The sequence below is a fragment of the Streptomyces natalensis ATCC 27448 genome (genome assembly GCF_000935125.1).
Classification (GTDB): domain Bacteria; phylum Actinomycetota; class Actinomycetes; order Streptomycetales; family Streptomycetaceae; genus Streptomyces; species Streptomyces natalensis.
In genome coordinates this window covers 93,306-120,201 of sequence record NZ_JRKI01000018.1, presented here as the reverse complement: position 1 = coordinate 120,201, position 26,896 = coordinate 93,306, and the positions used below count along the sequence as shown (strand labels likewise).

The following is a 26,896-nucleotide window of genomic DNA, read 5'->3' as shown; positions in this document are numbered from 1 at the left end:
TTGTGTGCGGGTGGGACCGGCGGGCGGGGGGCGGCAGGGCCGCCAGGCGCCGCTGTGCGGGCATACGAAAGGCCCGGAGCACTCTGCGGCGCTCCGGGCCCGTTCGTCTGCTCAGCGGTCCGTACGGCGTCCCGGCTAGCTGGCCTCGCGCCGCAGTCCCGGCTTCAGTTCCTTGAAGCGGCCGAGGAGGCCATTGACGAAGGCCGGGGAGTCGTCCGTGGAGAACTCCTTGGCGAGCTGTACCGCTTCGTCGATCGCCACCGCGTCCGGTGTGTCGTCCACCCAGATCAGCTCGTAGGTGCCGAGCCGCACGATGCTGCGGTCGGCGGCCGGCATCCGGTCCAGCTCCCAGTCGACGGCGTAGGTGGAGATCAGCTCGTCGATGCGGCTGGTGTGCTCCGCATACCCCTCGACCAGCTCCAGGGTGTATTCGTTGACCGGCGGCTGCCGGGGGTCGGTCCGGGCGTGCCGCATCCAGTCCGCGAGCACGGACTGCACGTCGACACCGCGCTGGTCGGCCTCGAAGAGGATCTGGAAGGCGCGCTTACGGGCCTTGCTACGGGCAGCCACGGTTAGCTGGTCACCCGGCCGAGGTAGTCGCTCGAGCGGGTGTCGACCTTGATCTTCTCGCCCGTGGTGATGAAGAGCGGCACCTGGATCTGGTAGCCGGTCTCCAGGGTGGCGGGCTTGGTACCACCGGTGGAGCGGTCGCCCTGGACGCCCGGCTCGGTCTCCTGGACGGTCAGCTCGACGGCGGCCGGCAGCTCGACGAAGAGGACCTCGCCCTCGTGCTGCGCGACGGTCGCCTCGAAGCCCTCGATCAGGAAGTTGGCGGCGTCACCGACGGCCTTGCGGTCGACGTGCAGCTGGTCGTAGGTCTCCATGTCCATGAAGACGAAGTACTCGCCGTCCATGTACGAGAACTGCATACCGCGCTTGTCGACGGTGGCCGTCTCGACCTTCACGCCGGCGTTGAAGGTCTTGTCCACCACCTTGCCGGAGAGCACGTTCTTGAGCTTGGTGCGGACGAAGGCCGGGCCCTTGCCGGGCTTGACGTGCTGGAACTCGACGACGGACCAGAGCTGGCCGCCTTCGAGCTTGAGCACCATGCCGTTCTTGAGGTCGTTCGTGGATGCCACGGTTGCGGAATCTCCTGGACTGCAGGTGGTGGGACCACGAAGCCGCACACCGAGCCGCTACGGCTCACAGTGCGAGCAGCTCCTTGGTCGTGATCGTGAGTAGCTCGGGCCCGCCGTCCGCCTCGGGACGGACGACGAGTGTGTCGTCGATCCGGACACCCCCGCGGCCCGGGAGGTGAACCCCCGGTTCGACGGTGACCGGCACGCAAGCGTCCAGTTTACCCATGGCGGCCGGTGACAACTGCGGGTCCTCGTCGATTTCGAGTCCCACCCCGTGCCCGGTCCAGGGCCCGAGCCGCTCACCGTAGCCCGCCGCGACCAGCGTATGGCGGGTCACCTGGTCCACCTCGCGGCACTGCACACCCGGCGCCAGCGCCTCGCGGCCCGCCCGCTGGGCGGCGAAGACCAGGTCGTAGAGGTCAATCTGCCAGTCGGCCGGCGTGGTGCCGATGACGAACGTCCGGCCGATCTCACAGCGGTAACCGCGGTAATTGGCACCCAGGTTGACGGACAGGAAGTCGCCCTCCTCGACCCGCCGGTCGGTGGGCAGATGTCCGGGGCGGCCGGAGTTCTGGCCGGTGGCGACGGAGGTGGGGAAGGCCGGTCCGTCGGCGCCGTGGTCGACGAGCCGGCGCTCCAGTTCGAGGGCCAGATGGCGTTCGGTGCGGCCCACCAGGATCGACTCCAGCAGTTCACCCAGCGCCTGGTCGGTGATCTCGGCGGCGATGCGCAGACAGGCGATCTCGTCGTCGTCCTTGACCAGCCGCAGCGCCTCGACGGCACAGCCCAGGTCCGCCAGCCGCACCCGGGGCGCGACCTGGCCGAGCGCCCGGTGGCGGGCCACGGTCAGATGGTGCTCCTCGACGGCCAGGATGTCGGCGCCGGACTTGGCGGCCAGATCGGCGCCCGCCACGACGGGGTCGCCGCCCCGGGTGGGCAGCACGGAGATCCGTACGTCCTCGGCGGGCCGCCCCTCGGACGGGTCGCCGCTCAGCGGCATTCCGCAGACCAGGACGTCGTCGGCCGGGCCCAGCAGCAGGGCGGCGCCGGACGGGGCGCAGCCCGTGAGATAGCGGACATTGGCGGGGCGCGAGATCAGTGCGGCCGTGCTTCCTGCTCCGGCCACGCGGTCGCGCAGCCGCGTGCGTCGGACCGCGTACAACTCGGACATATCCCGAGGGTACGGCGGCACCGCCCGGACGGCCGGTCGAGGGCCGCCGCCCGGGGGACGCGATCCGGCTACCAGCTGGGCGGGCTGGCGATGGAGCGGGCGACCACATCGTCGAGCACCCGCACGGTCGTGGCGACGTCGTGCTGGGAGTTGTCGATGATCGGCAGCCCGGAGCCGTACCAGCCGGCCATCCGGCCGTGGATACGGGCGACCTCTTCGTCGGACAGCCGGCGGTTGCCGCTGCGCCGGGCGTTGCGCTCCAGGACGATCTCCAGGCCCGGCAGCAGCACGATCGGCAGCAGCCCGGGTCCCACATGCCGCTTCCAGCCGCCGAGGCCGACGACCGGGCGGTCGGGGAAGACGGCGTCGTCGAGGATGCAGGAGATGCCGTTGGCCAGGAAGTTGCGGGCGGCGAAACCGCAGGTCCGGCGGGCGAGGCGGTACTGCGCCTCGGAGTTGTCGTTCCAGCCCTGCTGCGGATCGGCGAAGCCCGCGCGGACCCATTCGCGGACGTCGTCGAGGCTGATGTGCGCGGTGGGCACCCGCCGGGTGTCGGCCCAGTGGCGGGCGACGCTGGTCTTGCCGGCGCCGGCCGGGCCGATCAGCAGGACCGCGACGGTGGCGTGCGCGGCGGCGTCGTGGGCGGCGGTGCCGGCCGGCGGGTCGGGCAGCGCCACCGGGGCGCCCGGGGGCAGCCGCAGATGGCCGGTGATGTCCGTGCTGTGCGGGGTGGGCGCGTCCTGGTACGGGGCGGGGCCGCCCCAGCCGGGCTGCTGCGCGCCGGGCGGGGCGGGCTGCGGTGCGGCGGGCTGCTGCGGGGAAGGCGGTACGGGCGGCGCGGGGGGCGGCGGTGGCGCCGCGGGAGCCGGCGGTGAGCCGGGCGGGATGGGCTGTCCGTGGTGGGGGGTCCAGTTCATGGTGGCCCCCGTGTCGGATGCCGGCCGGCGGGGCGGTGGCAGCGGAGCCCCCACTGCGTACTGCATCCGATGGATCTCCGTCTCGTGCGGTCGACGTATGCGGTGCTCCCCCAGCTCATGCAGGGTGGGGGTGCCCCCAGCGGTAGCCGTCGGCGTGGGTGGTGCTGATCCGAACGGTACCCTCCCAACTGCCGGTGGGTGGAGGCTCTCTGGCGTCCGCCGCCCCCGGCGCTCACGGGGTGAACGGCCGAGGGCGGCGGGGAGTGCCCGGAAAAAGGGCGTCAGCCGGTCAGTTCCTCGGCCAGTGCCCGCAGCGCGAGGCGGTACGAGCCGATGCCGAAACCGGCCACCGTACCGCTGGCCACGGCCGCGATGACCGAATTGTGGCGGAACTCCTCGCGGGCGTACGGGTTCGAGATGTGCACCTCGATGAGCGGGGCGGTGCGCTGCGCGGCCGCGTCCCGCATGCCGTACGAATAGTGCGTGAAGGCACCGGGATTGATGACGACCGGGAGCGAGGCGTCGGCGGCCTCGTGCAGCCAGCGGATCATCTCCCCCTCGTCGTTGGTCTCGCGGACCTCGACGTCGAAGCCCAGCTCCTTGCCGAGCGCGGTGCACTGCTCGACCAGGCCGGCGTAGGAGGTGGCACCGTAGACATCGGGCTCACGGGAGCCCAGGCGGCCGAGGTTGGGGCCGTTGAGGACGAGGACACGGGTGGTCATCCGGCTCATGCGCATCCCTCGCTTCGCTCGGCCTGGCATGCGCCAGGTTCGCACCTGTCGATTCTTCGCTCGCTGCGCTCGCTCATGAGGCGATCTCGGCGTGTGCGGCGAGCAGCATGGCCGGATCCGGGCCCTCCAGGACGGTGGGCTTGGCCAGGCCGTCCAGGACGATGAAGCGCAGCCGGTCGCCGCGGGACTTCTTGTCGACCTTCATCGTTTCCAGCAGCTTGGGCCACTGGTCGCCGCGGTAGGTCAGCGGCAGTCCGACCGAGGCGAGGACGGCGCGGTGGCGGTCGGCGGTGGCGTCGTCCAGACGGCCGGCGATCCGGCCGAGCTCGGCGGCGAAGACCATGCCGACCGAAACGGCCGCGCCGTGGCGCCAGTTGTAGCGCTCGTTCTTCTCGATGGCGTGCGCGAGGGTGTGCCCGTAGTTGAGGATCTCGCGCAGACCGGACTCCTTGAGGTCGGCGGAGACCACCTCGGCCTTGACCCGGATGGCCCGCTCGATCAGCTCGGCGGTGTGCGCGCCGTCGGGGCGCTTGGCGCCCTCCGGGTCGGACTCGATCAGATCGAGGATGACCGGGTCGGCGATGAAACCGGCCTTGATGACCTCGGCCAGACCGGAGACGTAGTCGTTCACCGGGAGGGAGTCGAGGGCGGCGAGGTCGCACAGCACCCCGGCCGGCGGGTGGAAGGCGCCGACGAGGTTCTTGCCCTCGGCGGTGTTGATGCCGGTCTTGCCGCCGACCGCCGCGTCCACCATGCCGAGCACGGTGGTCGGCACGGCGATCCAGCGCACCCCGCGCAGCCAGGTGGCGGCCACGAACCCGGCGAGGTCCGTGGTGGCGCCGCCGCCGACGCCGACGATCACATCGGTGCGGGTGAAGCCGGTCTGGCCGAGCGCCTTCCAGCAGTACGCGGCGACCTCGGCGGTCTTGGACTCCTCGGCGTTCGGCAGCTGGATGGCGATCGCCTCGTAGCCCTGGGCCGCCAGGTCCTCGCGCAGCGCCTCACCCGTGGCGGCCAGCGCCTCCGGGTGCAGCACGGCGACCCGCTTGGCCGCATCCCCGATCAGGCCGGGGAGTTCGCCGAGCAGCTGCCGCCCGACGAGCACCTCGTACGGGTCGGTGCCCGCCGTACCGCCCACCTGGATGCGGGTGGCCTGCTCCGTCATGCCTGTTCCTCCCTGTGGGCCGGCCGCGGGGCATTCGCCGCGGACAGCCGTAGCTCCAAAGCGTCCAGGATCGTCTCGACGACGTCCTCGGGGGTGCGCTCCCCGGTGTCGATCACGGCGCGGGCGACCTCGGTGTACAGCGGACGGCGGCGCTCCATCAGCTCGCGCCACTGCTTGCGCGGATTGACCGCCAGCAGCGGGCGGGGCGCGTCCAGGCCCACCCGCTTGACGGCGTCGGCGAGCTGGACGTCGAGGAAGACCACCGGCAGCCCCCTGAGCAGCTTCCGGGTGCCGTCGTCCATGATCGCGCCGCCGCCGAGGGAGAGCACGCCCGGGTGGCTGTCGAGCGCGGCCCGTACGGCCGTCCGCTCCAGCTCCCGGAAGTGCGGCTCACCCTCGTCGACGAAGATCTCCGCGATCGGCTTGCCGGCCGTGGCGACGATGTCCGCGTCGGTGTCGCGGTAGCCCACGCCGAGCCGCGCGGCCAGCAACGCACCCACCGTGGACTTGCCCGCACCGGGCGGGCCGATGAGGACGACGGCCGGCGAGGTCACTTGATCGCCAGGTTGTCGAGGAAACCGCGGACGTTGCGGCGGGTCTCCGCGACGCTGTCGCCGCCGAACTTCTCCACCACGGCGTCGGCGAGCACCAGGGCCACCATCGCCTCGGCGACGATGCCGGCCGCCGGGACCGCGCAGACGTCCGAGCGCTGGTGGTGCGCCTGGGCGGCCTCGCCGGTGGTCACATCGACCGTCGCCAGCGCCCGCGGAACCGTCGCGATCGGCTTCATCGCGGCCCGCACCCGCAGCAGTTCACCGGTGGTCAGCCCGCCCTCGGTGCCACCGGAACGGCCCGAGGTGCGCTTGATGCCGTCCTCGGTGGCGACGATCTCGTCGTGCGCCTTGGAGCCGGGCACCCGGGCCAGGTCGAAACCGTCGCCGACCTCGACGCCCTTGATCGCCTGGATGCCCATCAGGGCACCCGCCAGCCGCGCGTCCAGACGGCGGTCCCAGTGCACATGCGAGCCCAGGCCCACCGGCACGCCGTACGCCAGCACCTCGACGACCCCGCCGAGGGTGTCGCCGTCCTTGTGGGCCTGGTCGATCTCGGCGACCATCGCCTTGCTCGCATCGGCGTCCAGGCAGCGCACCGGGTCGGCGTCCAGCTTCTCGACGTCGGAGGGCCTGGGGTAGACGCCGTACGGGGCCTTGGCCGCGGCCAGCTCCACCACATGCGAGACGATCTCGATACCGGCCGCCTCCTTGAGGAAGGAGCGGGCCACCGCGCCCAGGGCGACCCGGGCGGCGGTCTCACGGGCGGAGGCACGCTCCAGGACCGGGCGGGCCTCGTCGAAGCCGTACTTCTGCATACCGGCGAGGTCGGCGTGGCCGGGGCGGGGGCGGGTCAGCGGGGCGTTACGGGCCAGCTCGGCCAGCACCGCGGGGTCGACCGGGTCGGCCGCCATGACCTGTTCCCACTTGGGCCACTCGGTGTTGCCGACCATCACGGCCACCGGCGAACCCAGCGACAGCCCGTGCCGGACCCCGCCGAGGAAGGTGATCTCGTCCCGCTCGAACTTCATCCGGGCACCGCGGCCATAGCCGAGCCGGCGGCGCGCCAGCGCGTCCGCCACCAGATCGGTGGTGATCGGGACGCCGGCCGGAAGGCCCTCCAGCGTCGCCACCAGTGCGGGGCCGTGCGACTCCCCCGCCGTCAGCCAGCGCAACCTGCTCAACGGTGCTCCTCGTGTACTGCTCATCCGCGTACGGTCTCCCCCTGATCCTCCCACGTCACGCGGTCGGGGCGGCGCCCCGTCCAGGGAACGGAACGGCCCGCCCGGGGGCTGGTCGGCGCGCGGCGCGGGCGGGCCGGGGGGAGCGGCCGGTCAGCCGACTCGGCGGGCGGCCGGGGCAGCCCGGGGGAGCGGCTGCTCAGCCGACGTGGCGCGCGGCGAGGGCCGCCTCGCCGGCCCGGCGCATCGCGGCCAGTGGGGCCGGGGAGCGGCCGGTCATCTGCTCCACCTGGAGAACCGCCTGGTGGACCAGCAGGTCGAGGCCGCCGACCACCGCGCCGCCGCGGTCCGCCCAGGCGGCGGCCAGCGCCGTCGGCCAGGGCTCGTAGAGGACGTCGAAGAGGGTGCCGGGGCGGTCGGGGACGGCGGCGGCGAGCGCATCGGTGGTGCCCGCCGGGGTGGTGGCGACGGTCAGCGGCGCGTGGAACGCCTCGGCCGCGTCGTCCCAGGAGGCGGTGCGGACCGCGACGCCCAGCCGCTCGCCCCAGCCGCGCATCTCGTCGGCGCGGGCGGCGCTGCGGACGTACGCGGTGACCTCGCCGGTGCAGATGCGCGAGAGCGCGGCCAGCGCGGAGGAGGCGGTGGCGCCGGCGCCCAGGACGGACGCCCGCTCGACGCGCTCCACCCCGCGCTCGGCCAGCGCGGCGAGCATGCCGGGAATGTCGGTGTTGTCGCCGATGCGCCGTCCGTCGGCCGTGAAGACAACGGTGTTGACCGCCTCGACCGAGGCCGCGGTGCCGGAGATCTCGTCCAGCAGCGGGATGATCGCGCGCTTCAGCGGCATGGTCAGGGAAAGACCCGCCCATTCGGCCCCGAGTTTCCCGACGAATTCCGCCAGCGCCGCCTCGTCCACCTCGTGCCGGCCGTACTCCCAGCCGGTCAGGCCGAGTTCGGCGTAGGCGGCGCGGTGCAGCACCGGGGAGAGGGAGTGCGCGATGGGGGATCCGAGGACCGCCGCGCGGCGTGTGGGGCTCATGACTGGGGCTTTCCGTGTTCCTTCAGGTAGATCTTGCGGTTCCGCTCCTGCTCTGCGTTCGTCGCGGCGAACAGCGTCTTTTCCGGGCTGATCGAGACGAAGTAGTACCAGTTGCCCGTGGCCGGGTGTAGGGCCGAATTGATCGCCACCTCACCCGGGTTGCCGATCGGTCCGGGCGGCAGCCCCTTGAATTTGTAGGTGTTGTACGGGTCGTTGAATTTCCGCAGAGCGTCGACGGACCCGGTGTCCAGGGTGCTCCGCGACCTGGCGTAGTTCACCGTCGAGTCGAAATCGAGCAGCCCGTAGGTCTCGGTGTTGGCCGGTTTGAGGCGGTTGTAGACGACCCGCGCGACCTTGACGAAGTCGTGCTTGTACTTGCCCTCGGCCTGCGTGAGGCTGGCCACGGTGAGCAGCTGGAGCGGCGACCCGAGGCCGAGCCTGCGGGCCTTGCCCTCCAGGTCGTACTTCGCGTAGACCTGATTGGCGCGGGCGACCATCTGCTTGAGAACCGCGGACGGCTTCGCCTGATCGCCCACGCTGTACGTGGACGGGTAGAGGAATCCTTCCAGCGGGTCCTTTATTTTCCCGTTGTCGTCGGCCCACGAGGGCAGGCCGAGGTTCTTGGCGTCGTGCTCGGCGACGTTCTTGGTCGTGCCCGCCTTGAGCTTGAGCTTCTTGTCGATGAGCGCGTAGACGTCCTTGTTCCGCAGCCCCTCGCGCACCGTCAGACCATTGCGGCTCTTGGGGTCCAGCATCAGCTCCATGGCCGCGGACGCCGACATGTGCTTGCGCAGCGAATACGTACCGGGCTGCAGAGACCTCGACTTCCTGTCGTCGGAGGACGCCGCCTGGGTGAAGGCACCGGCGCTCTTGAGCACGCCCTTGTCCGCGAGGATCTGCCCCATTTCCGCGACCGACGCACCGACCGGGATCTCGACCTCCACGGAACCGGACCCCTCGCCCGCATAGTCGGGCGCCGCTCCGAAATGGGCCATGAAGAAGTCATAGCCGAAATAGCCGACGGCACCGACCGCGCCGGCGAAGACCAGCGTCGCGACCAGGCATGTGGCCTTGCTGCGCCGCTTCTTGTTCTTCTTGCCCTTGCCGCGCCGCTCGCGGCCGCCGCTGCGCTCGTCCGGCTCGTCGTCGTAGTCATCGTCGTCCTCGCGGTCGTCCGCGAAGAACGAGTGCTCCGGCTCCGGCTTCCGCCGCGGCTCCGGCTCGGCCCGCCAGTCGTCGCCCGCGGCCTCCTCGTACGGCGCCTCGACGTGCTGCTGGTACGGCGCCCCGGCGTGCTGCTCGTACTGCTGCGGCGCATACTCCTGCGGGGCGTACTGCTGCGGCGGGTACTGCTGATGCGGCACCTGCTGATGCTGCGGATGGGCCGGCGCCTGCTGCTGGTAGGGGTCCTGCGCCTGGTAGGGGTCCTGCGCCTGATAGGGATCCTGCGGGCCGTTGCCGTAGGCGGGGCGGCCCGCCCCGCCGTACGGATCGGCCGGCGGCTGCTGGGCGTACGGGTCGTATGGGTCGTACGGCAGCTGCCCGCCCTGCGAACCGTCCCAGCCGCCGTGGCCACCCTGGCTCCCGTGTCCCCCCTGGTGCTGCTGGGGGTACGGGACGGACTGCTGCCCGTCCCACTGGGGCTGCTGTGCCTGGCCCCTGTAGGAACCCTGGTCTCCGTAGAGCGGGTCCTCGGGATGCCACGGTTCGGAGCCGTAGCCCCGGCCATACTCGGTCATCGATCCCCTAGAGCCGAGAGGCGGTGCGCTCCGGCCCGGCAGCGCGACTGCGGTGTACCGATCCGCCTCTACTTGCACGCGCGGCTGTTCGAACCGGCGCCACATCGCGCGGAACGTTACCGTATCGCGATCAGATGACCACTTCGACGCTCTCCCCCGGGACCTGTCCGGAGGTCCTTTCGGTTTCCAGCGCGCTCTGGAGGATGACCACCGCGGCGGCCTGGTCGACCACCTTACGGCCCTTCTTGCTGCGCACTCCGGAGGCCCGCAGGCCGTGGGTCGCGGTGACCGTCGACATCCGCTCGTCGACCAGCCGGACCCCTACGGGTGCGATGTTCCGGGCAAGTTCCTGGGCGAAGGCCCGGACCTTGGCCGCGGCCGGCCCCTCTCCCCCGCTGAGGGAGCGGGGCAGGCCGACCACGACCTCCAGCGGTTCGTACTCGTCGACAATCGCCTTGAGCCGGCGGTGTGCTGACGGTACGTCACGTCCCGGTACGGTCTCGACCGGGGTGGCGAGGACCCCGTCGGGGTCGCACGAGGCGACCCCGATACGGGCATCCCCGACATCCACGGCAAGACGCCGGCCGCGTCGCATCTCACTCACGCGCTTCAGGCCGCCTCGGCGACCAGGCGCTCGACGGCCTCGAGGGCCTCGGGCACGGCGGCCGGGTTCTGGCCGCCGCCCTGGGCGACGTCCGGCTTGCCGCCGCCACCGCCGCCGAGCGTCTTGGCGGCCGTACGGACCAGGTCACCGGCCTTGATACCGCGCTCGCGGGCGGCCTCGTTGGTGGCGATCACCGTCACCGGGCGGCCGTTGGCGACCGAGAAGAGGGCCACGACGGCGGGGCGGCCGCCCTGGATGCGGCCACGGACGTCGAGGACGAGCTTGCGCAGATCGTCGGCGGAGGTGCCGTCGGGGACCTGACCGCAGGCCAGGGCCACCCCGCGCACGTCCTTGGCGCCCTCGGCGAGCCCCGCGGCGGCGGCCAGCACCTTCTCGGCGCGGAACTTCTCGATCTCCTTCTCGGCGTCCTTCAGCTTGGCCAGGACGCCGGAGATCTTCTCGGGCAGCTCCTCCGGGCGGCCCTTGACCAGCTCGGTCAGCTGCGAGACGACGGTGTGCTCGCGGGCCAGGAAGCGGTAGGCATCCACGCCGACCAGCGCCTCGACGCGGCGCACGCCGGAGCCGATGGAGGACTCGCCGAGCAGCTTGACCAGCCCCAGCTGGGCGGTGTTGTGGACGTGGGTGCCGCCGCACAGCTCCTTGGAGAAGTCGCCGATGGTGACCACGCGCACCCGGTCGCCGTACTTCTCGCCGAACTCGGCGATGGCGCCCTGCTTCTTGGCCTCCTCCATGCTCATGACCTCGGCATGGACGTCGAGCTCACGGGCGAGGACGTCGTTGATCTTCTGCTCGACGTCGGTGAGGACCGAACCGGGCACGGCGGCCGGCGAACCGAAGTCGAAGCGGAAGCGGCCCGGGGAGTTCTCCGAACCGGCCTGGGCGGCCGTCGGGCCCAGGGCGTCGCGCAGCGCCTGGTGGGTGAGGTGGGTGGCGCTGTGGGCGCGGGCGATGGCGCGGCGGCGGGTGACGTCGATGGTGGCGTACGCGGTCGAGCCGAGCACCACCTCGCCGACCTGGACGGCGCCCTTGTGGACCGTGACGCCGGGCACCGGCTGCTGGACGTCGCGGACCTCGATGACGGCGCCGGACTCCAGCTTGATCCGGCCGGTGTCGGCGAGCTGGCCACCGCCCTCGGCGTAGAACGGGGTGCGGTCCAGGACCACCTCGACCTCGTCGCCCTCGTGGGCGGCGGGCGCCGAGGCGCCGTTGACCAGCAGACCGACGACGGTCGACTCGCCCTCGGTGGCGCTGTATCCGGTGAACTCGGTGGCACCGGAGCGGTCGGCGACCTCGCGGTAGGCGGACAGATTCGCGTGGCCGCTCTTCTTGGCCTGGGCGTCGGCCTTGGCGCGCTCCCGCTGCTCGGTCATCAGGCGGCGGAAGCCCGACTCGTCCACCGACAGGCCCTGTTCGGCGGCCATTTCGAGGGTGAGGTCGATCGGGAAGCCCCAGGTGTCGTGGAGCAGGAAGGCCTTGTCGCCGGACAGGACCGTGCCGCCGGAGGACTTGGTCTCCGTGACGGCGGTGTCGAGGATGTTCGTGCCGGCCTTCAGCGTCTTGAGGAAGGCGGCCTCCTCGGCGAGGGCGACCGTCTCGATGCGACGGCGGTCCTCCAGCAGCTCGGGGTACTGCTGGCCCATGGTTTTGATGACGACGTCCAGCAGCTCGCCGACGACCAGGCCGGTGGCGCCGAGCAGGCGCATGTTGCGGATGGCGCGGCGCATGATGCGGCGCAGGACATAGCCGCGGCCCTCGTTGCCGGGGGTGACGCCGTCGCCGATGAGCATCGTGGACGTGCGCAGGTGGTCGGCGACCACGCGCAGCGAGACATCGGAGTCGTGCGAGGTGCCGTAGCGGACGCCGGTGAGTTCGGTGGCCTTGTCGATGACGACGCGCAGGGTGTCCGTCTCGTACATGTTGGGGACGCCCTGGAGGATCATCGCCAGGCGCTCGAGGCCGAGGCCGGTGTCGATGTTCTTGCTGGGCAGCTCGCCGAGGATCTCGAAGTCCTCCTTGCCGGTGCCCGCACCGCGCTCGTACTGCATGAAGACCAGGTTCCAGATCTCCACGTACCGCTCGTCGTTGACGGCCGGGCCGCCCTCGACGCCGAACTCGGGGCCGCGGTCGTAGTTGATCTCGGAGCACGGGCCGCAGGGGCCCGGGACGCCCATGGACCAGTAGTTCTCCTTCTTGCCCAGGCGCTGGATGCGCTCCTTGGGCACCCCGACGACCTCGTGCCAGATGCGCTCGGCCTCGTCGTCGTCGAGGTAGACGGTGATCCAGAGCTTCTCCGGGTCGAGGCCGTAGCCGCCGTCGGCCTGCGAGCTGGTCAGCAGCTCCCAGGCGTACGTGATGGCGCCTTCCTTGAAGTAGTCGCCGAAGGAGAAGTTGCCGCACATCTGGAAGAACGTGCCGTGCCGGGTGGTCTTGCCGACCTCTTCGATGTCCGGCGTGCGCACGCACTTCTGGACGCTGGTGGCGCGCGGGGCGGGCGGCTTGACCTCGCCGAGGAAGTACGGCTTGAAGGGGACCATGCCCGCGTTGACGAGCAGCAGCGTCGGGTCGTCCGCGATGAGCGACGCCGACGGCACGACGGTGTGCCCACGCTCTTCGAAGAAGCGCAGCCAGCGGCGGCGGATTTCAGCCGACTCCATCAGTGGTCCTCATTTCCAGTCGGTCCGGTCAGCCCCGGGCGGCCCGGGGTTCTCGTGGTTCGGTACGGCGTATCGAGCGCCGCGTGGGAGCGCGGCGCAGGCAGCTCGGCGACCTCGCCGGTGGGGCGAAGGCCGAGCGCGTCGTTCAGCTGCTCTTCACGGTCCGCCATTCCCGCGCGTACGTCCAATGCAAATTGGCGCAGCCGGTGTCCGGTCTCGACGGCCTTGTCCGCGGCCTGTGCGGCGAGGCTGTCGGGCTGCAGCTTGCGCAGCTTTTGGTGGACCTTGGTGGTGGCCCAGACCCCGGCGGCGGCGCCGGTGGTGAACCAGAATGCGCGGCGGAACATCGCGTGATCAGTCCTTGGAGCGGCGGTTGCGGCGCCCGCGGCGGGCGCCGGGCAGGGAGGTGCGGACGACGACGGTGCGCTTCGGCTCGGGTGCGGCCTTCTTGCCCATCGCCCGGCGCACTCCGTAGCCGAACGCCGCGACCTTGACCAGCGGTCCGCCGAAGGCGGAGGAGACGGTCGAGGAGAGCGCGGAGGCGTTGGCGGTGACCTCCTGGACGTCGGCGGCGATGGCGTCGACGCGAGCCAGCTGGGTGTGCGCGGAGCGGACCGTCGCGGACGCATCGGCCAGGAGCGGTACGGCCTTGTCGGAGATCTCGGTCACCATCTTGGTGGCCGCTTTGAGGGTCTGCGCCAGTCTCGCCAGGGCAAGGGCGAGGAAGGACACAAGGATCGCCCAGAAGACGGCCACGAGGATCCCGGCCACCTCTCCACCGGACACGCTGGCACCACTCTCCGACTGCTTGGGGCTGGCTCTCGACCTGCTCGGCTCGTCCCGCTCGGCGTATCCCGCCCGAGAGGCACCCTTGACCTTATCGCGCCGTGACACTCCGTCCGTACCCGCGTACCCGGGCTCCGCCCGCCACAGACACGCCCGCCGCCTCGCCCTCCGCGAACGGCGGTGGGGAGACGGCGGGCTGAGCGTGTCGCTGCGGCTGGGCCGTGGCTCAGCGGGCGTAGTACTCGACGACGAGCTGCTCGTCGCAGATCACCGGGATCTCCTTGCGGTTGGGGTCCCGGTCGAGGCGGAACGCCAGCGCCAGGAGGTTGACCTCCAGGTAGCGCGGGGTCTCGCCGTCGAGGGCGTAGCCACCCTCGCGCGCGACCTGGAAGGGGTGCTTCTCGCGGCTGCGCTCGCGGACCTGGACCACGTCGCCGGGGCGGACGCGGAAGGACGGCTTGTCGACCTTGCGGTCGTTGACCGCGATGTGGCCGTGCACGACCATCTGGCGGGCCTGGTAGATCGTGCGGGCGATCCCCGAGCGCAGGACGAGCGCGTCCAGACGGCGCTCCAGCTCGACGACCAGGGCCTCGCCGGTCTTGCCCTCGGCCTTGCGGGCGCGGTCGTAGGCGCGCGCCATCTGGCGCTCGCTGATGTCGTACTGCGCGCGCAGACGCTGCTTCTCCAGCAGCCGGACCTTGTAGTCACTGCTCTGCTTGCGGCCGCGGCCGTGCTCGCCGGGCGGGTAGGGGCGGGCCTCGAAGTACTTGACGGCCTTCGGGGTCAGCGCGATGCCGAGCGCGCGCGACTTCTTGACCTTGGGACGCGACTGGTTCACGTGGAACGGACCTCCGTGTAAGTTAGGTGAGGCTTACCTTAGCGCGAGGAGAACGCATGTTTCGACCTGGGATCCCCCTGCCCGGCGCAGAACGCACCGAGGCGGGTCAGCCGCGTCCCGTGGAAGACGCCCAGCGGCCCACTGCCGCCGAACGCGTACGCACCCTCGTCGAGTCCCATGGTATGGCGTCCCTGAACATCCCAGGAGTCGAGGAACCCGACGAGACGGGGCTGTCCGACCCCGTCTGCCGGACCGTGACGGCCGACGGAGACGTGCTGTTGCTGGTGCCTGGCGACTCGGCGGCGGCCCGGGCGGCCGCCCACGCCCAGGACGACGATCTCGCGGCCGTGATGGAGATCACCGATGTGGCACCGGTTTCCGTGCCCCATCGCATCCGCGGCCGCGCCTGGGTGGCCGGCTGGCTGACCCCCGTACGGGGTGCGCAGCGCGCCGAGGCCGCCCGGCTGCTCGCCGAGCGGCACCCCGTGGGCGAGCTGCTCGGCATCGGCGAGGCCCTCCAGCCCGACCCGGCGCCGGGGCTCCACGGGCGGCCCGCCTGGATGCTGCTGCGCCTGGAGGTCGGCGAGGGGGCGGTGGACGACCTGTGGGGCGCCGAGCCCTTCGAGCCCGACGAGTTCGCCGCCGCTGCCCCCGACCCCCTGGTCGCCCACGAGGCCGAACTGCTCCAGCATCTGCACGCCGCCCACAGCGAACAGGTCCAGGGCCTGTGCGCACTGCTCGACGGCCGTTCCCCGGTCTGCGGCCTGGCCGACCGCGCCGTCCCCGTGGCGCTGGACCGCTTCGGGCTGCGCGTCCGGTTCATGGGGTCCGGGGGCCGCTCCTCGGGAGACGGCAGCACCGAGGCGGGCCAGACCGCCTTCGACGCCCGATTCGACTTCCCCGAGCCGGTGCGCTCCGTGGCCGAGCTGCGCCGGGCCATGCACACCCTGTTCGAGGCGGCGGCGCAGTAGGCGGGCGGGCAGTAGGCGGGCGGGCAGTAGGCGGGCGGGCAGTAGGCGGGCGGGCAGTAGGCCGCCGCGCGGTGGTCGGGCCCCGGCGGCGCTACTCGGCGCCGGGCTCCCCCGGGGTGCCCTTCAGGCGGGCCCGGACGCGCTCGGCGACGTCGGCGTAACGGGCCTCGGCGCCGTGGCGGGTGGGGCTGTAGTACCGCTTGCCGTGGACCTCGTCGGGGGCGTACTGCTGGGCGGCGATACCGCCGGGCAGGTCGTGGGGGTACTGATAGCCCTGGCCGTGGCCGAGCTTCTGTGCGCCCTGGTAGTGGCTGTCGCGCAGATGGGGCGGTACCGCGCCGGCGTGGCCCGCGCGGACGTCCGCCAGGGCGGCGTCGATCGCCAGATACGCGGCGTTCGACTTGGGGGCCAGGGCCAGCGCGATGGTGGCCTGGCTGAGCGTGATCCGCGCCTCGGGGAAGCCGATCATGGCCACGGCCTGGGCGGCGGCGACCGCGGTCGCCAGGGCCGTCGGATCGGCCAGGCCGATGTCCTCGCTCGCGGAGATCATCAGCCGGCGGGCGATGAACCGGGGGTCCTCACCGGCCTCGATCATGCGGGCCAGATAGTGCAGGGCCGCGTCCACATCGGACCCGCGAATGGATTTGATCAGCGCGCTGGCGACGTCGTAGTGCTGATCGCCGGCCCGGTCGTACTTCACCGCCGCCCGGTCGACGGACTCCTCCAGCGTCTGGAGGGTGATGACCTGCTCGCCCTTGGCTATCGCGGACCCGGCCCCGGCCTCCAGGGCCGTCAGCGCCCGCCGGGCGTCGCCGCCCGCGATCCGCAGCAGATGCGCCTCGGTGTCCTCGGGCAGGGTGACCGCACCGGCCAGGCCCCGCGCGTCGGTCAGCGCGCGGTGCAGCAGCCCGCGCAGATCCTCGTCCGTGAGCGGTTCGAGGGTCAGCAGGAGGGAGCGGGAGAGGAGGGGGGAGATCACCGAGAAGTAGGGGTTCTCGGTGGTCGCGGCGATCAGGGTGACCCAGCGGTTCTCGACGGCCGGCAGCAGCGAGTCCTGCTGGGCCTTGCTGAAGCGGTGGATCTCGTCCAGGAACAGGACGGTCTCCTTGCCGAAGCCGCCGGAGGCGCGGCGGGCGCCGTCGATGACCGCGCGCACCTCCTTGACGCCGGCCGTGATCGCGGACAGCTCCACGAAGCGCTTGTTGGTCGCCTGGCTGACGACATACGCGAGGGTGGTCTTGCCGATGCCGGGCGGACCCCAGAGGAAGACGGACGACGGCCCCGCCGGGCCGCCCTGGCCCTCCCCCACCAGCCGCCGCAGCGGCGATCCCGGTTTGAGCAGATGCTGCTGGCCCACCACCTCGTCCAGGGTGCGCGGACGCATCCGTACGGCGAGCGGGGACCCCGCGGGGTCCTTCTCCTGACGGTCTTCGGCGGCGGCGGTGAACAGGTCGGGCTCCACGTCGACGAGCCTATGCCACCCCACTGACAACGCCCCGGCCCACTGACAACGCCCCGGCCGTCCGTGGGGACGGGCCGGGGCGCGAGAGTCACGGGGCGCGGCGAGGCGCTAGAGCAGCGTGCTCCAGTACGTCGACCACCACTTGGTGAGGATCAGCAGCGCGATCACGCCGTACCAGAGCACCGGCACGACCCAGTGGAACTCCACCACGGTCCGGCGCAGTCCGTCGGGGGCCGGGATGATGCGGTGCTTGAGGTTGTGCACGGTGGTGTACCAGAACATCAGGATGGTGACGCACCAGGTCAGCGTGCACCACAGGCACAGCGAGTTGATCACGTACAGCGACTGGGACATCAGCCACATGCAGAACACCGTGCCGAGCAGGGTGCCGATGTTCAGCCCGATCCAGTACCAGCGGCGGAAGCGGGCGCCGGCCAGCAGGCCCATGCCGATGGCCATCACCACGGCGAAGCCGACCAGACCGGCCATCGGGTTGGGGAAGCCGAAGACGCCCGCCTGCGGGCTCTTCATGACATTGCCGCAGGAAATGATCGGATTGAGGCTGCACGCCGGCTGGAAGTTCGGGTTCTTGAGCAGCTCGAACTTGTCCAGGGTGATGACCCACGCCGCCAGGAGGCCCAGCGCGCTGGTGATCACGAGGAGCAGGGCGTAGCCGCGGCCCGATCCGATGGTGCCCGCGTCACCGGCGGGCCGGTCGTCGGTGGACACGTCGTCAGCCGCTGTCATCGTCATATCGCCGTTCCGTCGGTCGCTGGGCAGAGGGGCCGGGCGCGCCCGCGAGGCCGCGGGCCCGCCCGTCATTCTGCCTCAACTCGCCCACGGACCACCGTTCGCTGTGCATAAACAGCTGTGCAGGAACGGACGGCGCCCGGACCGTGTGAATCCGCGCGCCGCCCGTTGACACCCGGCCGCTGCCGGGCCCGGCTCAGGCCAGCGCCCGCCGGACCTCGTCCACGACGGCGTCCAGCGCCACCGGCGTCTGCTCACCGCTGGTGAGGTCCTTGAGCTGGACCACGCCCTCGGCCAGATCCCGCTCGCCGGCCACCAGCGCCAGCCGGGCTCCGGACCGGTTGGCGGACTTCATGGCGTTCTTCAACCCCTTGCCGCCGTAGGCGAAGTCGGTGGCGACACCGGCCCGGCGCAGCGCGGTGACCGCGCCGAACAGCACCCGGCGGGCCTCGTCGCCGAGCGGGACCGCGTAGACGGACGTCGCGGCGGGGATGTCCAGCGCGATGCCCTCGGCCTCCAGCGCCAGCACCGTACGGTCGACGCCCAGCGCCCAGCCGACGGACGGCAGCGCGGGCCCGCCGATCATCTCGGACAGGCCGTCGTAGCGGCCGCCGCCGCCGACCGCGGACTGCGAACCCAGGCCGTCGTGGACGAATTCGAAGGTGGTGCGGGTGTAGTAGTCCAGCCCGCGCACCAGCTTCTCGTCGTCCTCGAAGGCCACCTGGGCCGCGGTCAGCAGCTCGCGCACCTGCTCGTGGTACGCCTTGCACGCCTCGCACAGGTAGTCGCGCAGCATCGGCGCCCCGGCCAGCTGCTTCTGTACGTACTCGCGCTTGTCGTCCAGGACGCGCAGCGGGTTGATGTCGACCCGGCGGCGGGTGTCGTCGTCCAGGTCGAGTCCGCGCAGGAAGTCCTGGAGTGCGGCGCGGTAGACCGGGCGGCACTCCTTGTCGCCCAGGGAGTTGAGCAGGATGCGGAAGTTGCGCAGCCCCAGCGAGCGGTACGCCTGGTCGGCCAGGATGATCAACTCGGCGTCCAGCGCCGGGTCCTCCGTACCGATCGCCTCGGCGCCGACCTGCGAGAAGTGGCGGTAACGGCCCTTCTGCGGCCGCTCGTAGCGGTAGTACGAGCCCGAGTACCAGAGTTTGACGGGGAGGTTGCCGCCCTTGTGGAGGTTGGCCTCCAGCGCCGCGCGCAGCACGGACGCGGTGCCCTCGGGGCGCAGCGCCAGCCTGTCGCCGCCCTTGGTCTCGAAGGCGTACATCTCCTTGGTCACGATGTCGGTGGACTCACCGACGCCGCGGGCGAACAGCTCGACGTTCTCGAAGCCGGGTGTCTCGATGTAGCCGTAGCCGGAGTTCTTCAGCGGGCCGGAGATCGCCTCGCGGACCGCCAGATAGGTGGCGGAATCCGGCGGCAGCAGGTCGTAGGTGCCCTTGGGTGCCTGAAAGGTGCTCACGGAAGGTCTCGTCACATTCCTCGTCGTGGAGCGGCGGCGATGCCGTCTCCGAGGCCGGCGGCCACCTGCCGCAGGAAGGGGTTGGTGGCGCGCTCATGGCCGATGGTGGTCTGGGGGCCGTGGCCGGAGAGGACCACGGTCGAGTCGTCCAGCGGGAGGCATACGCGCCCCAGCGACCGGAGGATCTCGGCGTGGTCGCCGCCCGGCAGATCGGTGCGTCCGATGGAGCCGGCGAACAGCAGGTCGCCCGAGAAGAAGACCGGCGGAATGTCCGCCTGCTCGGGCATCCGGAACGTCACCGACCCCTTGGTATGGCCCGGAGCGTGCGCGACGGAGAACTCCATTCCGGCCAGTTCCAGCGCGCTGCCGTCGGCCAGCTCCTTGACGTCGTCCGGCTCCCCCACGGTCAGCTCGCCCATGAGCTGCTGACCGATGGAGCGGCCCAGCGCCTTCTCCGGGTCGCTCATCATGAAGCGGTCCTCGGGGTGGATCCAGGCGGGGACGTCGTGCGCGCCGCACACCGGGACGACCGAGGCGACATGGTCGATATGGCCGTGGGTGAGGATGACGGCGACGGGCTTGAGCCGATGCTTTGCGAGCGCTTCCTCGACTCCTTGGGCAGCCTGATGGCCCGGGTCGATGATCACGCACTCCTCGCCTGCGGCGGGGGCGACCAGATAGCAGTTGGTCCCCCAGGCCCCGGCGGGGAACCCGGCAATCAGCACGTTCGTCCTTAAGGGTCGGTGGCGGTCGGTCCGCGGGAGGACTCCCGGAACATCTCGGCAGCTCCAGAGCTTACCGACGCGACTCCCGCGGGGGCGAACCCGTATACGGTACGGCCACGGCGGACGACGGCCCCCGACGGCCGGACCGCGACGCCCGGAACCCGACCCACTCGATGCCCAGCGATGATCGGACAAGGAGACGACCGGTGGTCAGCAAGGATCAGCGGCGGCGGCAGCTCGCCCGGGAGAAGTTCGCGCGCCGGCAGCAGCGGCGCACCGCCGACCGGCAGAAGGCCCGGCGCCGCACCGTGATCATCGCGTCCGCCCTGGCGGTGGCCCTGGCCGCGGGTGTCGCCGCGTTCTCGTCGGCCGCGCTCATGGGCAACGACCGGGCCGGCGACGACCGGGCGGCGGACCCGTCGCGGACCGCCGCGCCGGACCCGTGCCGCACGCCCGCCAAGGGCGCCCCGTCCACGGCGAAGTGGAAGAAGGAACCGGCCATGTCGATCGACACCGGCGCCTCCTACACCGCGGCCCTGCACACCACCTGCGGACAGATCGAGCTGAAGCTGGACGCGGCCCGGGCGCCGCACACGGTGAACTCCTTCGCGTTCCTGTCCGGCAAGCACTTCTTCGACCACAGCCGGTGCCACCGCTTCCTCGACCAGCGCATCTACGTCCTTCAGTGCGGCGATCCGACCGGCACCGGCACCGGCGGCCCCGGCTACACCCTCCCGGACGAGAACCTCAAGGACCCGAAGATCAAGGGCGGCGTCTATCCGGCGGGCACGGTCGCGATGGCCAACAGCTACGACGGCAAGCACGACAACACCCGCAACAGCGGCGGCAGTCAGTTCTTCCTCGTCTACAAGGACAGCCCGCTGCCCGCGAACTACACGCCGTTCGGGACCGTCACCGGCGGTATGGACGTCCTGAAGAAGATCGCCGCGGCCGGATCGCGGCCGGACCCGCAGATCGGCAGTACGGCGCCGAACGCCACCGTCGTGATCGACAGGGCGACCGTCGGCATGAGCTGACCCCCGGTGACCGGCATGCGGCTTTCCGCCGCCCGGCACGTCCGCCCGCGGCCGAACCGCGGAATTTCGGTCGTGCTGGATGCGGACAGCCGGACGCGGGTCGCCTAGATTGGCGGTGGGGCAGGGTGCCCGCCCGACGGTGCCACCCTCACCCGCAAGAGAGCACGTCGGACCGGCCAGGGCGCTGCTCTGCCGGACAGAAACTGTGGACGATGCCGGGGGGCCGCACGCCCCCGTCGGCATCATGTGGAGGAGGCGCTGTGAGCAGCGACCCATGGGGCCGCGTCGATGAGACGGGGACCGTGTACGTGCGTACCGCCGACGGCGAGCAGGTCGTCGGATCGTGGCAGGCGGGTACTCCCGAGGAGGCCCTCGCCTACTTCGAGCGCAAGTATGAGGGCCTGGTCGTCGAGATCGGCCTCCTCGAGCGCCGGGTCAAGACCACCGACCTGTCGGCGAAGGACGCCCAGACCGCCATCGACCATCTGCGGCACCAGGTCGACGAGCACCATGCGGTCGGCGATCTGGAGGCACTGAGGAAGCGGCTGGACAAGCTCGTCGAGACCGTCGAATCGCGGCGCGAGGAGCGCAAGGCGCAGAAGGCCAAGCAGAGCGACGAGGCCCGGCTGGCCAAGGAGAAGCTGGTCGCCGAGGCCGAGGAGCTGGCGGCCAGCGAGCAGTGGCGGGCGGCGGGTGAGCGGCTGCGGGCGCTGGTCGACACGTGGAAGAGCCTGCCGCGGCTGGACCGCAAGGCGGACGACGAGCTGTGGCACCGCTTCTCGCACGCCCGCTCGGCGTTCTCCAAGCGGCGCAAGGCGCATTTCGCCTCGCTGGACGCACAGCGCGAGGAGGCCCGTAAGACCAAGGAGAAGCTGGTCAAGGAGGCCGAGTCGCTGTCGCAGTCGACGGACTGGGGCGCCACCGCCGCCCGCTACCGCGAGCTGATGGCCGACTGGAAGGCCGCCGGCCGGGCGCAGCGCGAGCACGAGGACGACCTGTGGAACCGCTTCCGCGGTGCGCAGGACATCTTCTTCCAGGCGCGCAGCGAGACCTTCGCCGAGCGTGACGCCGAGCAGCGGGAGAACCTGACCCGCAAGGAGGAGCTGGCCATCGAGGCCGAGAAGCTGCTCCCGGTCACGGACCTCAAGTCCGCGCGGGCCGCGTTCCGCTCGGTCAACGAGCGGTGGGAGGCCATCGGCCACGTCCCGCGCGATGCCCGGCCCAAGATCGAGGGTCGGATGCATGCCGTCGAGCGCGCCATCCAGGAGGCCGAGGAGGCCGAGTGGCGGCGGACCAACCCCGAGGCGCGGGCCCGCGCGGCGGGGCTGACCGGCCAGCTCCAGGACGCCGTCGACAAGCTGGAGAAGCAGATCGAGACGGCGCGCGCGGCGGGCAACACCGCCAAGGCCGACAAGCTCGGCCGTGAGCTGGAGGGCCGCAGGGCGCTGCTGGACCAGGCGCTGAAGGGCCTGGAGGAGTTCGGCGGCTGAAAGCTGACATACGGCGGCCCCGGTACGGAGATCCGTACCGGGGCCGCCGTATCCGTTGCTACGGGCGCCGGGCCGACGTCACCCGGTACACGTCGTACACGCCCTCCACACCCCGTACGGCCTTGAGCACATGCCCCAGATGCTTGGGGTCGCCCATCTCGAAGGTGAAGCGGGAGGTGGCGACGCGGTCGCGGGAGGTCTGGACGGCCGCGGAGAGGATGTTGACGTGCTGGTCGGACAGGATCCGGGTGACGTCCGACAGAAGGCGGGAGCGGTCCAGCGCCTCGACCTGGATGGCGACCAGGAAGACCGACGACTGGGTGGGCGCCCACTCGACGTCCAGGATCCGCTCCGGCTGCCGGGACAGCGAGTCGACGTTGACGCAGTCGGCGCGGTGCACCGAGACGCCGTTGCCGCGGGTGACGAAGCCGATGATGGGGTCGCCCGGCACCGGCGTACAACAGCGGGCCAGCTTGACCCACACATCGTCGACGCCCTTGACGACCACACCCGGATCGGCGCTGGAACGGCGCTTGGACCGCGGCCGGATCGGGGTGGACTCGGCGATGTCCTCGGTGGCCTCGTCCTGCCCGCCGAGCGCCTGCACCAGCTTCTGGACGACGCCCTGCGCGGCGACATGGCCCTCGCCGATGGCGGCGTAGAGGGAGGAGATGTCGGGGTAGCGCATCTCGTGGGCGAGGGTGACCAGGGAGTCGCCCGTCAGGATCCGCTGGATGGGCAGGTTCTGCTTGCGCATGGCGCGGGCGATGGCGTCCTTGCCCTGCTCGATCGCCTCGTCGCGTCGCTCCTTGGAGAACCAGCCGCGGATCTTGTTGCGGGCGCGCGGCGATTTGACGAAGCCGAGCCAGTCGCGGGACGGTCCGGCGCCCGGCGCCTTGGAGGTGAAGACCTCCACCAAGTCGCCGTTGTCCAGGGTCGATTCGAGCGGGACGAGGCGTCCGTTGACCCGCGCTCCTATCGTGCGGTGGCCGACCTCGGTGTGCACCGCGTAGGCGAAGTCGACGGGCGTGGCGCCGGCCGGCAGCGCTATCACATCGCCCTTCGGCGTGAAGACGAAGACTTCGTTGCGCGAGAGGTCGAAGCGCAGCGATTCGAGGAACTCGCCCGGGTCCTCGGTCTCCTTCTGCCAGTCGAGCAGCTGCCGCAGCCAGGCCATGTCGTTGACGGTGTCCTGGCCCTTGCCGGCGTTCTTCGGCACGTCCGTACGGATCTTGGAGGCGCCGGCGACCGCCTCCTGCTTGTACTTCCAGTGCGCGGCGATGCCGTACTCGGCGCGGCGGTGCATGTCGAAGGTGCGGATCTGGAGCTCGACGGGCTTGCCGCTGGGGCCGATCACCGTGGTGTGCAGCGACTGGTACATGTTGAACTTCGGCATCGCGATGTAGTCCTTGAACCGGCCGGGGACCGGGTTCCATCGCGCGTGGATCGTGCCGAGGGCGGCGTAGCAGTCGCGGACCGTGTCGACCAGGACGCGGATGCCCACCAGGTCGTAGATCTCCGCGAAGTCGCGGCCGCGGACGATCATCTTCTGGTAGACGCTGTAGTAGTGCTTGGGGCGGCCGGTGACGGTGGCCTTGATACGGGCGGCGCGCAGATCGGCCTGGACCTCGTCGGTCACTATCGCCAGATACTCGTCCCGCTTGGGCGCCCGCTCGGCGACCAGACGCACGATCTCGTCGTACATCTTGGGGTAGAGGATCGCGAAGGCGAGGTCCTCCAGCTCCCACTTGATGGTGTTCATGCCCAGGCGGTGGGCGAGCGGGGCGTAGATCTCCAGCGTCTCGCGGGCCTTCTTCTCCTGCTTCTCCCGCTTGAGGTAGCGCATGGTGCGCATGTTGTGCAGCCGGTCGGCGAGCTTGATGACCAGGACGCGCGGGTCCTTGGCCATCGCGACGACCATCTTGCGGACGGTCTCGGCCTGCGCGGCCTCGCCGAACTTGACCCGGTCGAGCTTGGTGACGCCGTCGACCAGCAGCGCGACCTGGTCGCCGAAGTCACGGCGCAGCTGCTCCAGGCCGTATTCGGTGTCCTCGACGGTGTCGTGCAGCAGGCCCGCCATCAGCGTGGCCGGGTCCATGCCCAGCTCGGCGAGGATGGTGGTGACCGCGAGCGGGTGGGTGATGTACGGGTCGCCGCTCTTGCGCTTCTGGCCGCGGTGCCAGCGCTCGGCGACCTGGTAGGCCCGCTCGACCTGGCGCAGCGTGGCGGTCTCGATCTTGGGGTCGTTGGCGCGGACGGCGCGCAGCAGCGGTTCGAGGACCGGGTTGTACGGGCTGGAGCGCTGTACGCCCAGTCGGGCGAGGCGGGCGCGGACGCGGTTGGGTGTCCCGGAGCGGCCCGCGGAGGCGGACGGGGCCGGCTTGGGCGCCGAGGAGGCGGCGTGCGCTCCGGGCGGCCCGGCCTTGGCGGGCGGCTTGGGCGCGGCGGTGCCGGGACGGGCTCCGGTCGCGGTGGCGCCCTGCTTCTGCGGATCCGCCGGACGGGGCGTGGCACCGCTCTTGCCGGCCCCGGACGTGGCGGGGGACGCCGCGTCCTCGGTCTTCGGCTCGTCCTGGCGCGCGGCGGTGGATCCCTTCGGACGCAGTCCGGGGGAGAGCGGCTGGGCCTCGTCTGGCAAGAGCACTCCTCAAGCGGTTCCGGACCCCGAGACCACGAACAGGCCGGGGTGCCATGGTATCGACCCGCGGCCGGGTGCTCTTGCGCGGCCTGGTTCCGTACATGACACAGCGGCAGGGGCACCCGGAATGTTCCCGGGTGCCCCTGCCGCCCACGAGGGTCCGCGCTCAAGGATCAGACCGTGATCAGGGCCTCCAGCGGAGCGCCCTTCAGGCCCGGCTCCAGCCGCTGCCGCCCGGCGAGGAAGCCGAGCTCCAGCAGCACCGCCACGCCCGCGACCTCGGCGCCCGCACGGCGGATGAGCTGGAGCGAGGCATCGGCGGTACCGCCGGTGGCGAGCACGTCGTCGATCACCAGCACCCGGTCCCCCGGTGCCAGCGCATCGGCGTGGATCTCGATCTCGGCGGTGCCGTACTCCAGCTCGTAGCTCTGCCCGAGCGTCTCCCCGGGCAGCTTGCCGGCCTTGCGTACGGGGACGAAGCCGACCCCGGCCCGTACGGCGACGGGCGCGGCGAGGATGAAGCCGCGCGCCTCCAGGCCGACGACCTTGTCCGCGCGGTGCCGGGCGCACAGATCGGCGAAGGCGTCGGTCAGCGCGCCGAAGGCGGCCGGGTCGGCCAGCAGCGGGGTGATGTCCTTGAACATCACGCCCGGCTGCGGATAGTCCGGGACGTCCGTGATCCGGCGGAGCAGCAGCTCGCGCAGCGCTGCGGGCGCGGTCATCGGCGCTTGCCCGACGGACGGCCGCGGCCGCGGCCCCGCGCGATGGGCTGGTGGCGGGGTCCGACGACGGAGGCGCCGTCCTCGGGGTCGTCGTCCTGCGGGTCACCCGACGTCTCCGCCCGGCTCGCCTCCTTGGCCTCGGCCGAGGCGCGCTTGGCCTTGACCCGCTTGGCCAGCGCCTTCATCTGCGGCTCGCGCTCCTTGAGGTCGGCGACCAGCGGAGTGGCGATGAAGATGGAGGAGTAGGCACCGGCCGCCAGGCCGACGAACAGGGCCAGCGAGATGTCGTTGAGCATCCCCGCGCCCAGCACCCCGCCGCCGACGAACAGCAGACCGGCGACCGGCAGCAGCGCCACGACCGTGGTGTTGATGGAACGCACCAGGGTGCCGTTGATGGAGCGGTTGGCGATCTCGCTGTAGGTGAAGCGGGTCTGCTTGGTGATGTCCTTGGAGGCTTCCTTCAGGCTGTCGAAGACGACGACCGTGTCGTAGAGGGAGTAACCGAGGATGGTCAGCAGACCGATGACCGTGCCCGGGGTGACCTCGAAGCCGACCAGGGCGTAGACGCCGACGGTGATCGTCAGGTCGTGGATCAGCGCGATCAGCGCGGCCAGCGCCATCCGCCACTCGAAGGCCACGGCCAGATAGAGCACCACCAGGACCATGAAGATCCCCAGGCCCAGCCACGCCTTGTCGGCGATCTGCTCGCCCCAACTCGGGCCGACCAGCTGGGTGTTGACGTCCTTGACCGGGACCTTGAGGTCCTTGGCGATCTCTTCCTGGACGGGCAGCGACTGCTTGGTGTCCAGGCCGCTGATCTGGATGCGCAGCGTGCCGTTGCCGAGCTTTTGCACCATGGCCTGGTGGCCGGGGGCCGCCGACTCGGCGGTGTGCTGGCCCTGTGCGGACGACACGGAGGTCGCCGGAGTGCTGAAGACCGCACCGCCGGAGAACTCGATACCGAAGTTCAGCCCCCGCACCGCCAGGCCCACCAGGGCCGTGATGGTGATGAGGATCGAGATGCCGTACCAGATCTTCCGCTTGCCGATGAAGTCATAGCCGACCTCACCGCGGTAGAGCCGGGCGCCGATGCTTCCGAGCTTGGACAT

At 71.3% G+C, this 26,896-nt stretch carries 25 protein-coding genes; 3 read left to right on the top strand and 22 right to left on the bottom strand.

The features are described from left to right. Nucleotides 1-135: 135 nt before the first annotated feature. The 15 genes from nusB to rpsD form a co-directional block, all read right to left on the bottom strand. Nucleotides 136-570 (bottom strand): transcription antitermination factor NusB, encoded by a 435-nt coding sequence (nusB, locus tag SNA_RS12975; protein ID WP_030067174.1) that lies wholly within the window; start codon nucleotides 568-570, stop codon nucleotides 136-138. 2 nt (nucleotides 571-572) lie between these two features. Next, nucleotides 573-1,139 (bottom strand): elongation factor P, encoded by a 567-nt coding sequence (gene efp / locus SNA_RS12970; protein WP_030067173.1) that lies wholly within the window; start codon nucleotides 1,137-1,139, stop codon nucleotides 573-575. 64 nt (nucleotides 1,140-1,203) lie between these two features. Next, a complete protein-coding gene (locus SNA_RS12965; protein WP_044365035.1) occupies nucleotides 1,204-2,310 on the bottom strand; it encodes an aminopeptidase P family protein in 1,107 nt (368 codons plus the stop codon). 68 nt (nucleotides 2,311-2,378) lie between these two features. Beyond that, the gene (locus SNA_RS12960; protein ID WP_044365033.1) at nucleotides 2,379-3,293 is read right to left on the bottom strand and encodes a Pro-rich N-terminal domain-containing protein; all 915 of its coding nucleotides are present in this window, start codon (nucleotides 3,291-3,293) and stop codon (nucleotides 2,379-2,381) included. Nucleotides 3,294-3,508: 215 nt separating this feature from the next. Then, a complete protein-coding gene (gene aroQ / locus SNA_RS12955; RefSeq protein ID WP_030067171.1) occupies nucleotides 3,509-3,949 on the bottom strand; it encodes a type II 3-dehydroquinate dehydratase in 441 nt (146 codons plus the stop codon). An 82-nt stretch (nucleotides 3,950-4,031) separates the two neighbouring features. Further along, nucleotides 4,032-5,123 (bottom strand): 3-dehydroquinate synthase, encoded by a 1,092-nt coding sequence (gene aroB / locus SNA_RS12950; protein WP_030067170.1) that lies wholly within the window; start codon nucleotides 5,121-5,123, stop codon nucleotides 4,032-4,034. Continuing rightward, a complete protein-coding gene (locus SNA_RS12945; protein WP_030067169.1) occupies nucleotides 5,120-5,677 on the bottom strand; it encodes a shikimate kinase in 558 nt (185 codons plus the stop codon). The genes aroB and SNA_RS12945 overlap by 4 nt, the downstream gene beginning before the upstream one ends. After that, nucleotides 5,674-6,858, bottom strand: a complete 1,185-nt coding sequence (gene aroC, locus SNA_RS12940; RefSeq protein WP_030067168.1) for a chorismate synthase — start codon at nucleotides 6,856-6,858, stop codon at nucleotides 5,674-5,676. Before aroC ends, SNA_RS12945 begins: the two co-directional genes overlap by 4 nt. A 196-nt stretch (nucleotides 6,859-7,054) precedes the next feature. After that, on the bottom strand, nucleotides 7,055-7,891 hold the full coding sequence (locus SNA_RS12935) for a shikimate dehydrogenase (protein WP_030067167.1): 837 nt from the start codon (nucleotides 7,889-7,891) through the stop codon (nucleotides 7,055-7,057). After that, nucleotides 7,888-9,630, bottom strand: coding sequence for an endolytic transglycosylase MltG (mltG, locus tag SNA_RS12930; protein ID WP_044365030.1), 1,743 nt, complete (start codon nucleotides 9,628-9,630; stop codon nucleotides 7,888-7,890). Before mltG ends, SNA_RS12935 begins: the two co-directional genes overlap by 4 nt. 130 nt (nucleotides 9,631-9,760) lie before the next feature. Continuing rightward, nucleotides 9,761-10,225 (bottom strand): Holliday junction resolvase RuvX, encoded by a 465-nt coding sequence (gene ruvX, locus SNA_RS12925; RefSeq protein ID WP_030067164.1) that lies wholly within the window; start codon nucleotides 10,223-10,225, stop codon nucleotides 9,761-9,763. A gap of 14 nt (nucleotides 10,226-10,239) precedes the next feature. After that, on the bottom strand, nucleotides 10,240-12,909 hold the full coding sequence (alaS, locus tag SNA_RS12920; RefSeq protein ID WP_044365027.1) for an alanine--tRNA ligase: 2,670 nt from the start codon (nucleotides 12,907-12,909) through the stop codon (nucleotides 10,240-10,242). Next, nucleotides 12,909-13,256: a DUF6167 family protein gene (locus tag SNA_RS12915; RefSeq protein WP_030067162.1), complete on the bottom strand. Its 348-nt coding sequence runs from the start codon at nucleotides 13,254-13,256 to the stop codon at nucleotides 12,909-12,911. Before SNA_RS12915 ends, alaS begins: the two co-directional genes overlap by 1 nt. Nucleotides 13,257-13,263: 7 nt before the next feature. Beyond that, nucleotides 13,264-13,695, bottom strand: coding sequence for a DUF948 domain-containing protein (locus tag SNA_RS12910; RefSeq protein WP_241779624.1), 432 nt, complete (start codon nucleotides 13,693-13,695; stop codon nucleotides 13,264-13,266). A 226-nt stretch (nucleotides 13,696-13,921) separates the two neighbouring features. Next, nucleotides 13,922-14,533 (bottom strand): 30S ribosomal protein S4, encoded by a 612-nt coding sequence (rpsD, locus tag SNA_RS12905; RefSeq protein WP_030067160.1) that lies wholly within the window; start codon nucleotides 14,531-14,533, stop codon nucleotides 13,922-13,924. A gap of 182 nt (nucleotides 14,534-14,715) precedes the next feature. On the opposite strand from rpsD, the gene SNA_RS12900 reads away from it, so the two are divergent. Continuing rightward, nucleotides 14,716-15,504, top strand: coding sequence for a DUF2470 domain-containing protein (locus tag SNA_RS12900; protein WP_030067159.1), 789 nt, complete (start codon nucleotides 14,716-14,718; stop codon nucleotides 15,502-15,504). A gap of 91 nt (nucleotides 15,505-15,595) precedes the next feature. Here the strand turns inward: SNA_RS12900 and SNA_RS12895 are convergent, their stop codons facing one another. From SNA_RS12895 to SNA_RS12880, 4 genes are all read right to left on the bottom strand, one after another. Then, the gene (locus SNA_RS12895) at nucleotides 15,596-16,966 is read right to left on the bottom strand and encodes a replication-associated recombination protein A (protein WP_030067158.1); all 1,371 of its coding nucleotides are present in this window, start codon (nucleotides 16,964-16,966) and stop codon (nucleotides 15,596-15,598) included. Between the two features lie 108 nt (nucleotides 16,967-17,074). Then, entirely contained in the window at nucleotides 17,075-17,719 is a 645-nt protein-coding gene (locus tag SNA_RS12890) for a vitamin K epoxide reductase family protein (RefSeq protein WP_030067157.1), read from the bottom strand. 193 nt (nucleotides 17,720-17,912) lie between these two features. Continuing rightward, nucleotides 17,913-19,175: a histidine--tRNA ligase gene (gene hisS / locus SNA_RS12885; RefSeq protein ID WP_044365024.1), complete on the bottom strand. Its 1,263-nt coding sequence runs from the start codon at nucleotides 19,173-19,175 to the stop codon at nucleotides 17,913-17,915. An 11-nt stretch (nucleotides 19,176-19,186) separates the two neighbouring features. Further along, the gene (locus SNA_RS12880; RefSeq protein ID WP_044365022.1) at nucleotides 19,187-19,900 is read right to left on the bottom strand and encodes an MBL fold metallo-hydrolase; all 714 of its coding nucleotides are present in this window, start codon (nucleotides 19,898-19,900) and stop codon (nucleotides 19,187-19,189) included. A gap of 206 nt (nucleotides 19,901-20,106) precedes the next feature. On the opposite strand from SNA_RS12880, the gene SNA_RS12875 reads away from it, so the two are divergent. Together SNA_RS12875 and SNA_RS12870 are read left to right on the top strand one after the other, a co-directional pair. After that, nucleotides 20,107-20,937, top strand: coding sequence for a peptidylprolyl isomerase (locus SNA_RS12875; RefSeq protein ID WP_030067153.1), 831 nt, complete (start codon nucleotides 20,107-20,109; stop codon nucleotides 20,935-20,937). A 260-nt stretch (nucleotides 20,938-21,197) separates the two neighbouring features. After that, nucleotides 21,198-22,427 (top strand): DUF349 domain-containing protein, encoded by a 1,230-nt coding sequence (locus SNA_RS12870; RefSeq protein WP_044365020.1) that lies wholly within the window; start codon nucleotides 21,198-21,200, stop codon nucleotides 22,425-22,427. Between the two features lie 58 nt (nucleotides 22,428-22,485). Here the strand turns inward: SNA_RS12870 and SNA_RS12865 are convergent, their stop codons facing one another. From SNA_RS12865 to secF, 3 genes are all read right to left on the bottom strand, one after another. Further along, a complete protein-coding gene (locus tag SNA_RS12865) occupies nucleotides 22,486-25,065 on the bottom strand; it encodes a RelA/SpoT family protein (RefSeq protein WP_044365018.1) in 2,580 nt (859 codons plus the stop codon). A 173-nt stretch (nucleotides 25,066-25,238) separates the two neighbouring features. Further along, a complete protein-coding gene (locus SNA_RS12860; RefSeq protein WP_030067150.1) occupies nucleotides 25,239-25,787 on the bottom strand; it encodes an adenine phosphoribosyltransferase in 549 nt (182 codons plus the stop codon). After that, complete coding sequence (gene secF, locus SNA_RS12855; RefSeq protein ID WP_030067149.1) at nucleotides 25,784-26,896, bottom strand: protein translocase subunit SecF; 1,113 nt, start codon at nucleotides 26,894-26,896, stop codon at nucleotides 25,784-25,786. The genes SNA_RS12860 and secF overlap by 4 nt, the downstream gene beginning before the upstream one ends.

Bases quoted from the DNA above. Each gene is read 5' to 3' on its own strand.
- aroB (WP_030067170.1), bottom strand. From the start codon at position 5,123: ATGACGGAGCAGGCCACCCGCATCCAGGTGGGCGGTACGGCGGGCACC.
- mltG (WP_044365030.1), bottom strand. From the start codon at position 9,630: ATGACCGAGTATGGCCGGGGCTACGGCTCCGAACCGTGGCATCCCGAG.
- SNA_RS12900 (WP_030067159.1), top strand. From the start codon at position 14,716: ATGGCGTCCCTGAACATCCCAGGAGTCGAGGAACCCGACGAGACGGGG.
- alaS (WP_044365027.1), bottom strand. From the start codon at position 12,909: ATGGAGTCGGCTGAAATCCGCCGCCGCTGGCTGCGCTTCTTCGAAGAG.
- SNA_RS12965 (WP_044365035.1), bottom strand. From the start codon at position 2,310: ATGTCCGAGTTGTACGCGGTCCGACGCACGCGGCTGCGCGACCGCGTG.
- ruvX (WP_030067164.1), bottom strand. From the start codon at position 10,225: ATGCGACGCGGCCGGCGTCTTGCCGTGGATGTCGGGGATGCCCGTATC.
- SNA_RS12935 (WP_030067167.1), bottom strand. From the start codon at position 7,891: ATGAGCCCCACACGCCGCGCGGCGGTCCTCGGATCCCCCATCGCGCAC.
- SNA_RS12915 (WP_030067162.1), bottom strand. From the start codon at position 13,256: ATGTTCCGCCGCGCATTCTGGTTCACCACCGGCGCCGCCGCCGGGGTC.
- aroQ (WP_030067171.1), bottom strand. From the start codon at position 3,949: ATGACCACCCGTGTCCTCGTCCTCAACGGCCCCAACCTCGGCCGCCTG.
- SNA_RS12960 (WP_044365033.1), bottom strand. From the start codon at position 3,293: ATGCAGTACGCAGTGGGGGCTCCGCTGCCACCGCCCCGCCGGCCGGCA.
- SNA_RS12890 (WP_030067157.1), bottom strand. From the start codon at position 17,719: ATGACGATGACAGCGGCTGACGACGTGTCCACCGACGACCGGCCCGCC.
- SNA_RS12860 (WP_030067150.1), bottom strand. From the start codon at position 25,787: ATGACCGCGCCCGCAGCGCTGCGCGAGCTGCTGCTCCGCCGGATCACG.
- secF (WP_030067149.1), bottom strand. From the start codon at position 26,896: ATGTCCAAGCTCGGAAGCATCGGCGCCCGGCTCTACCGCGGTGAGGTC.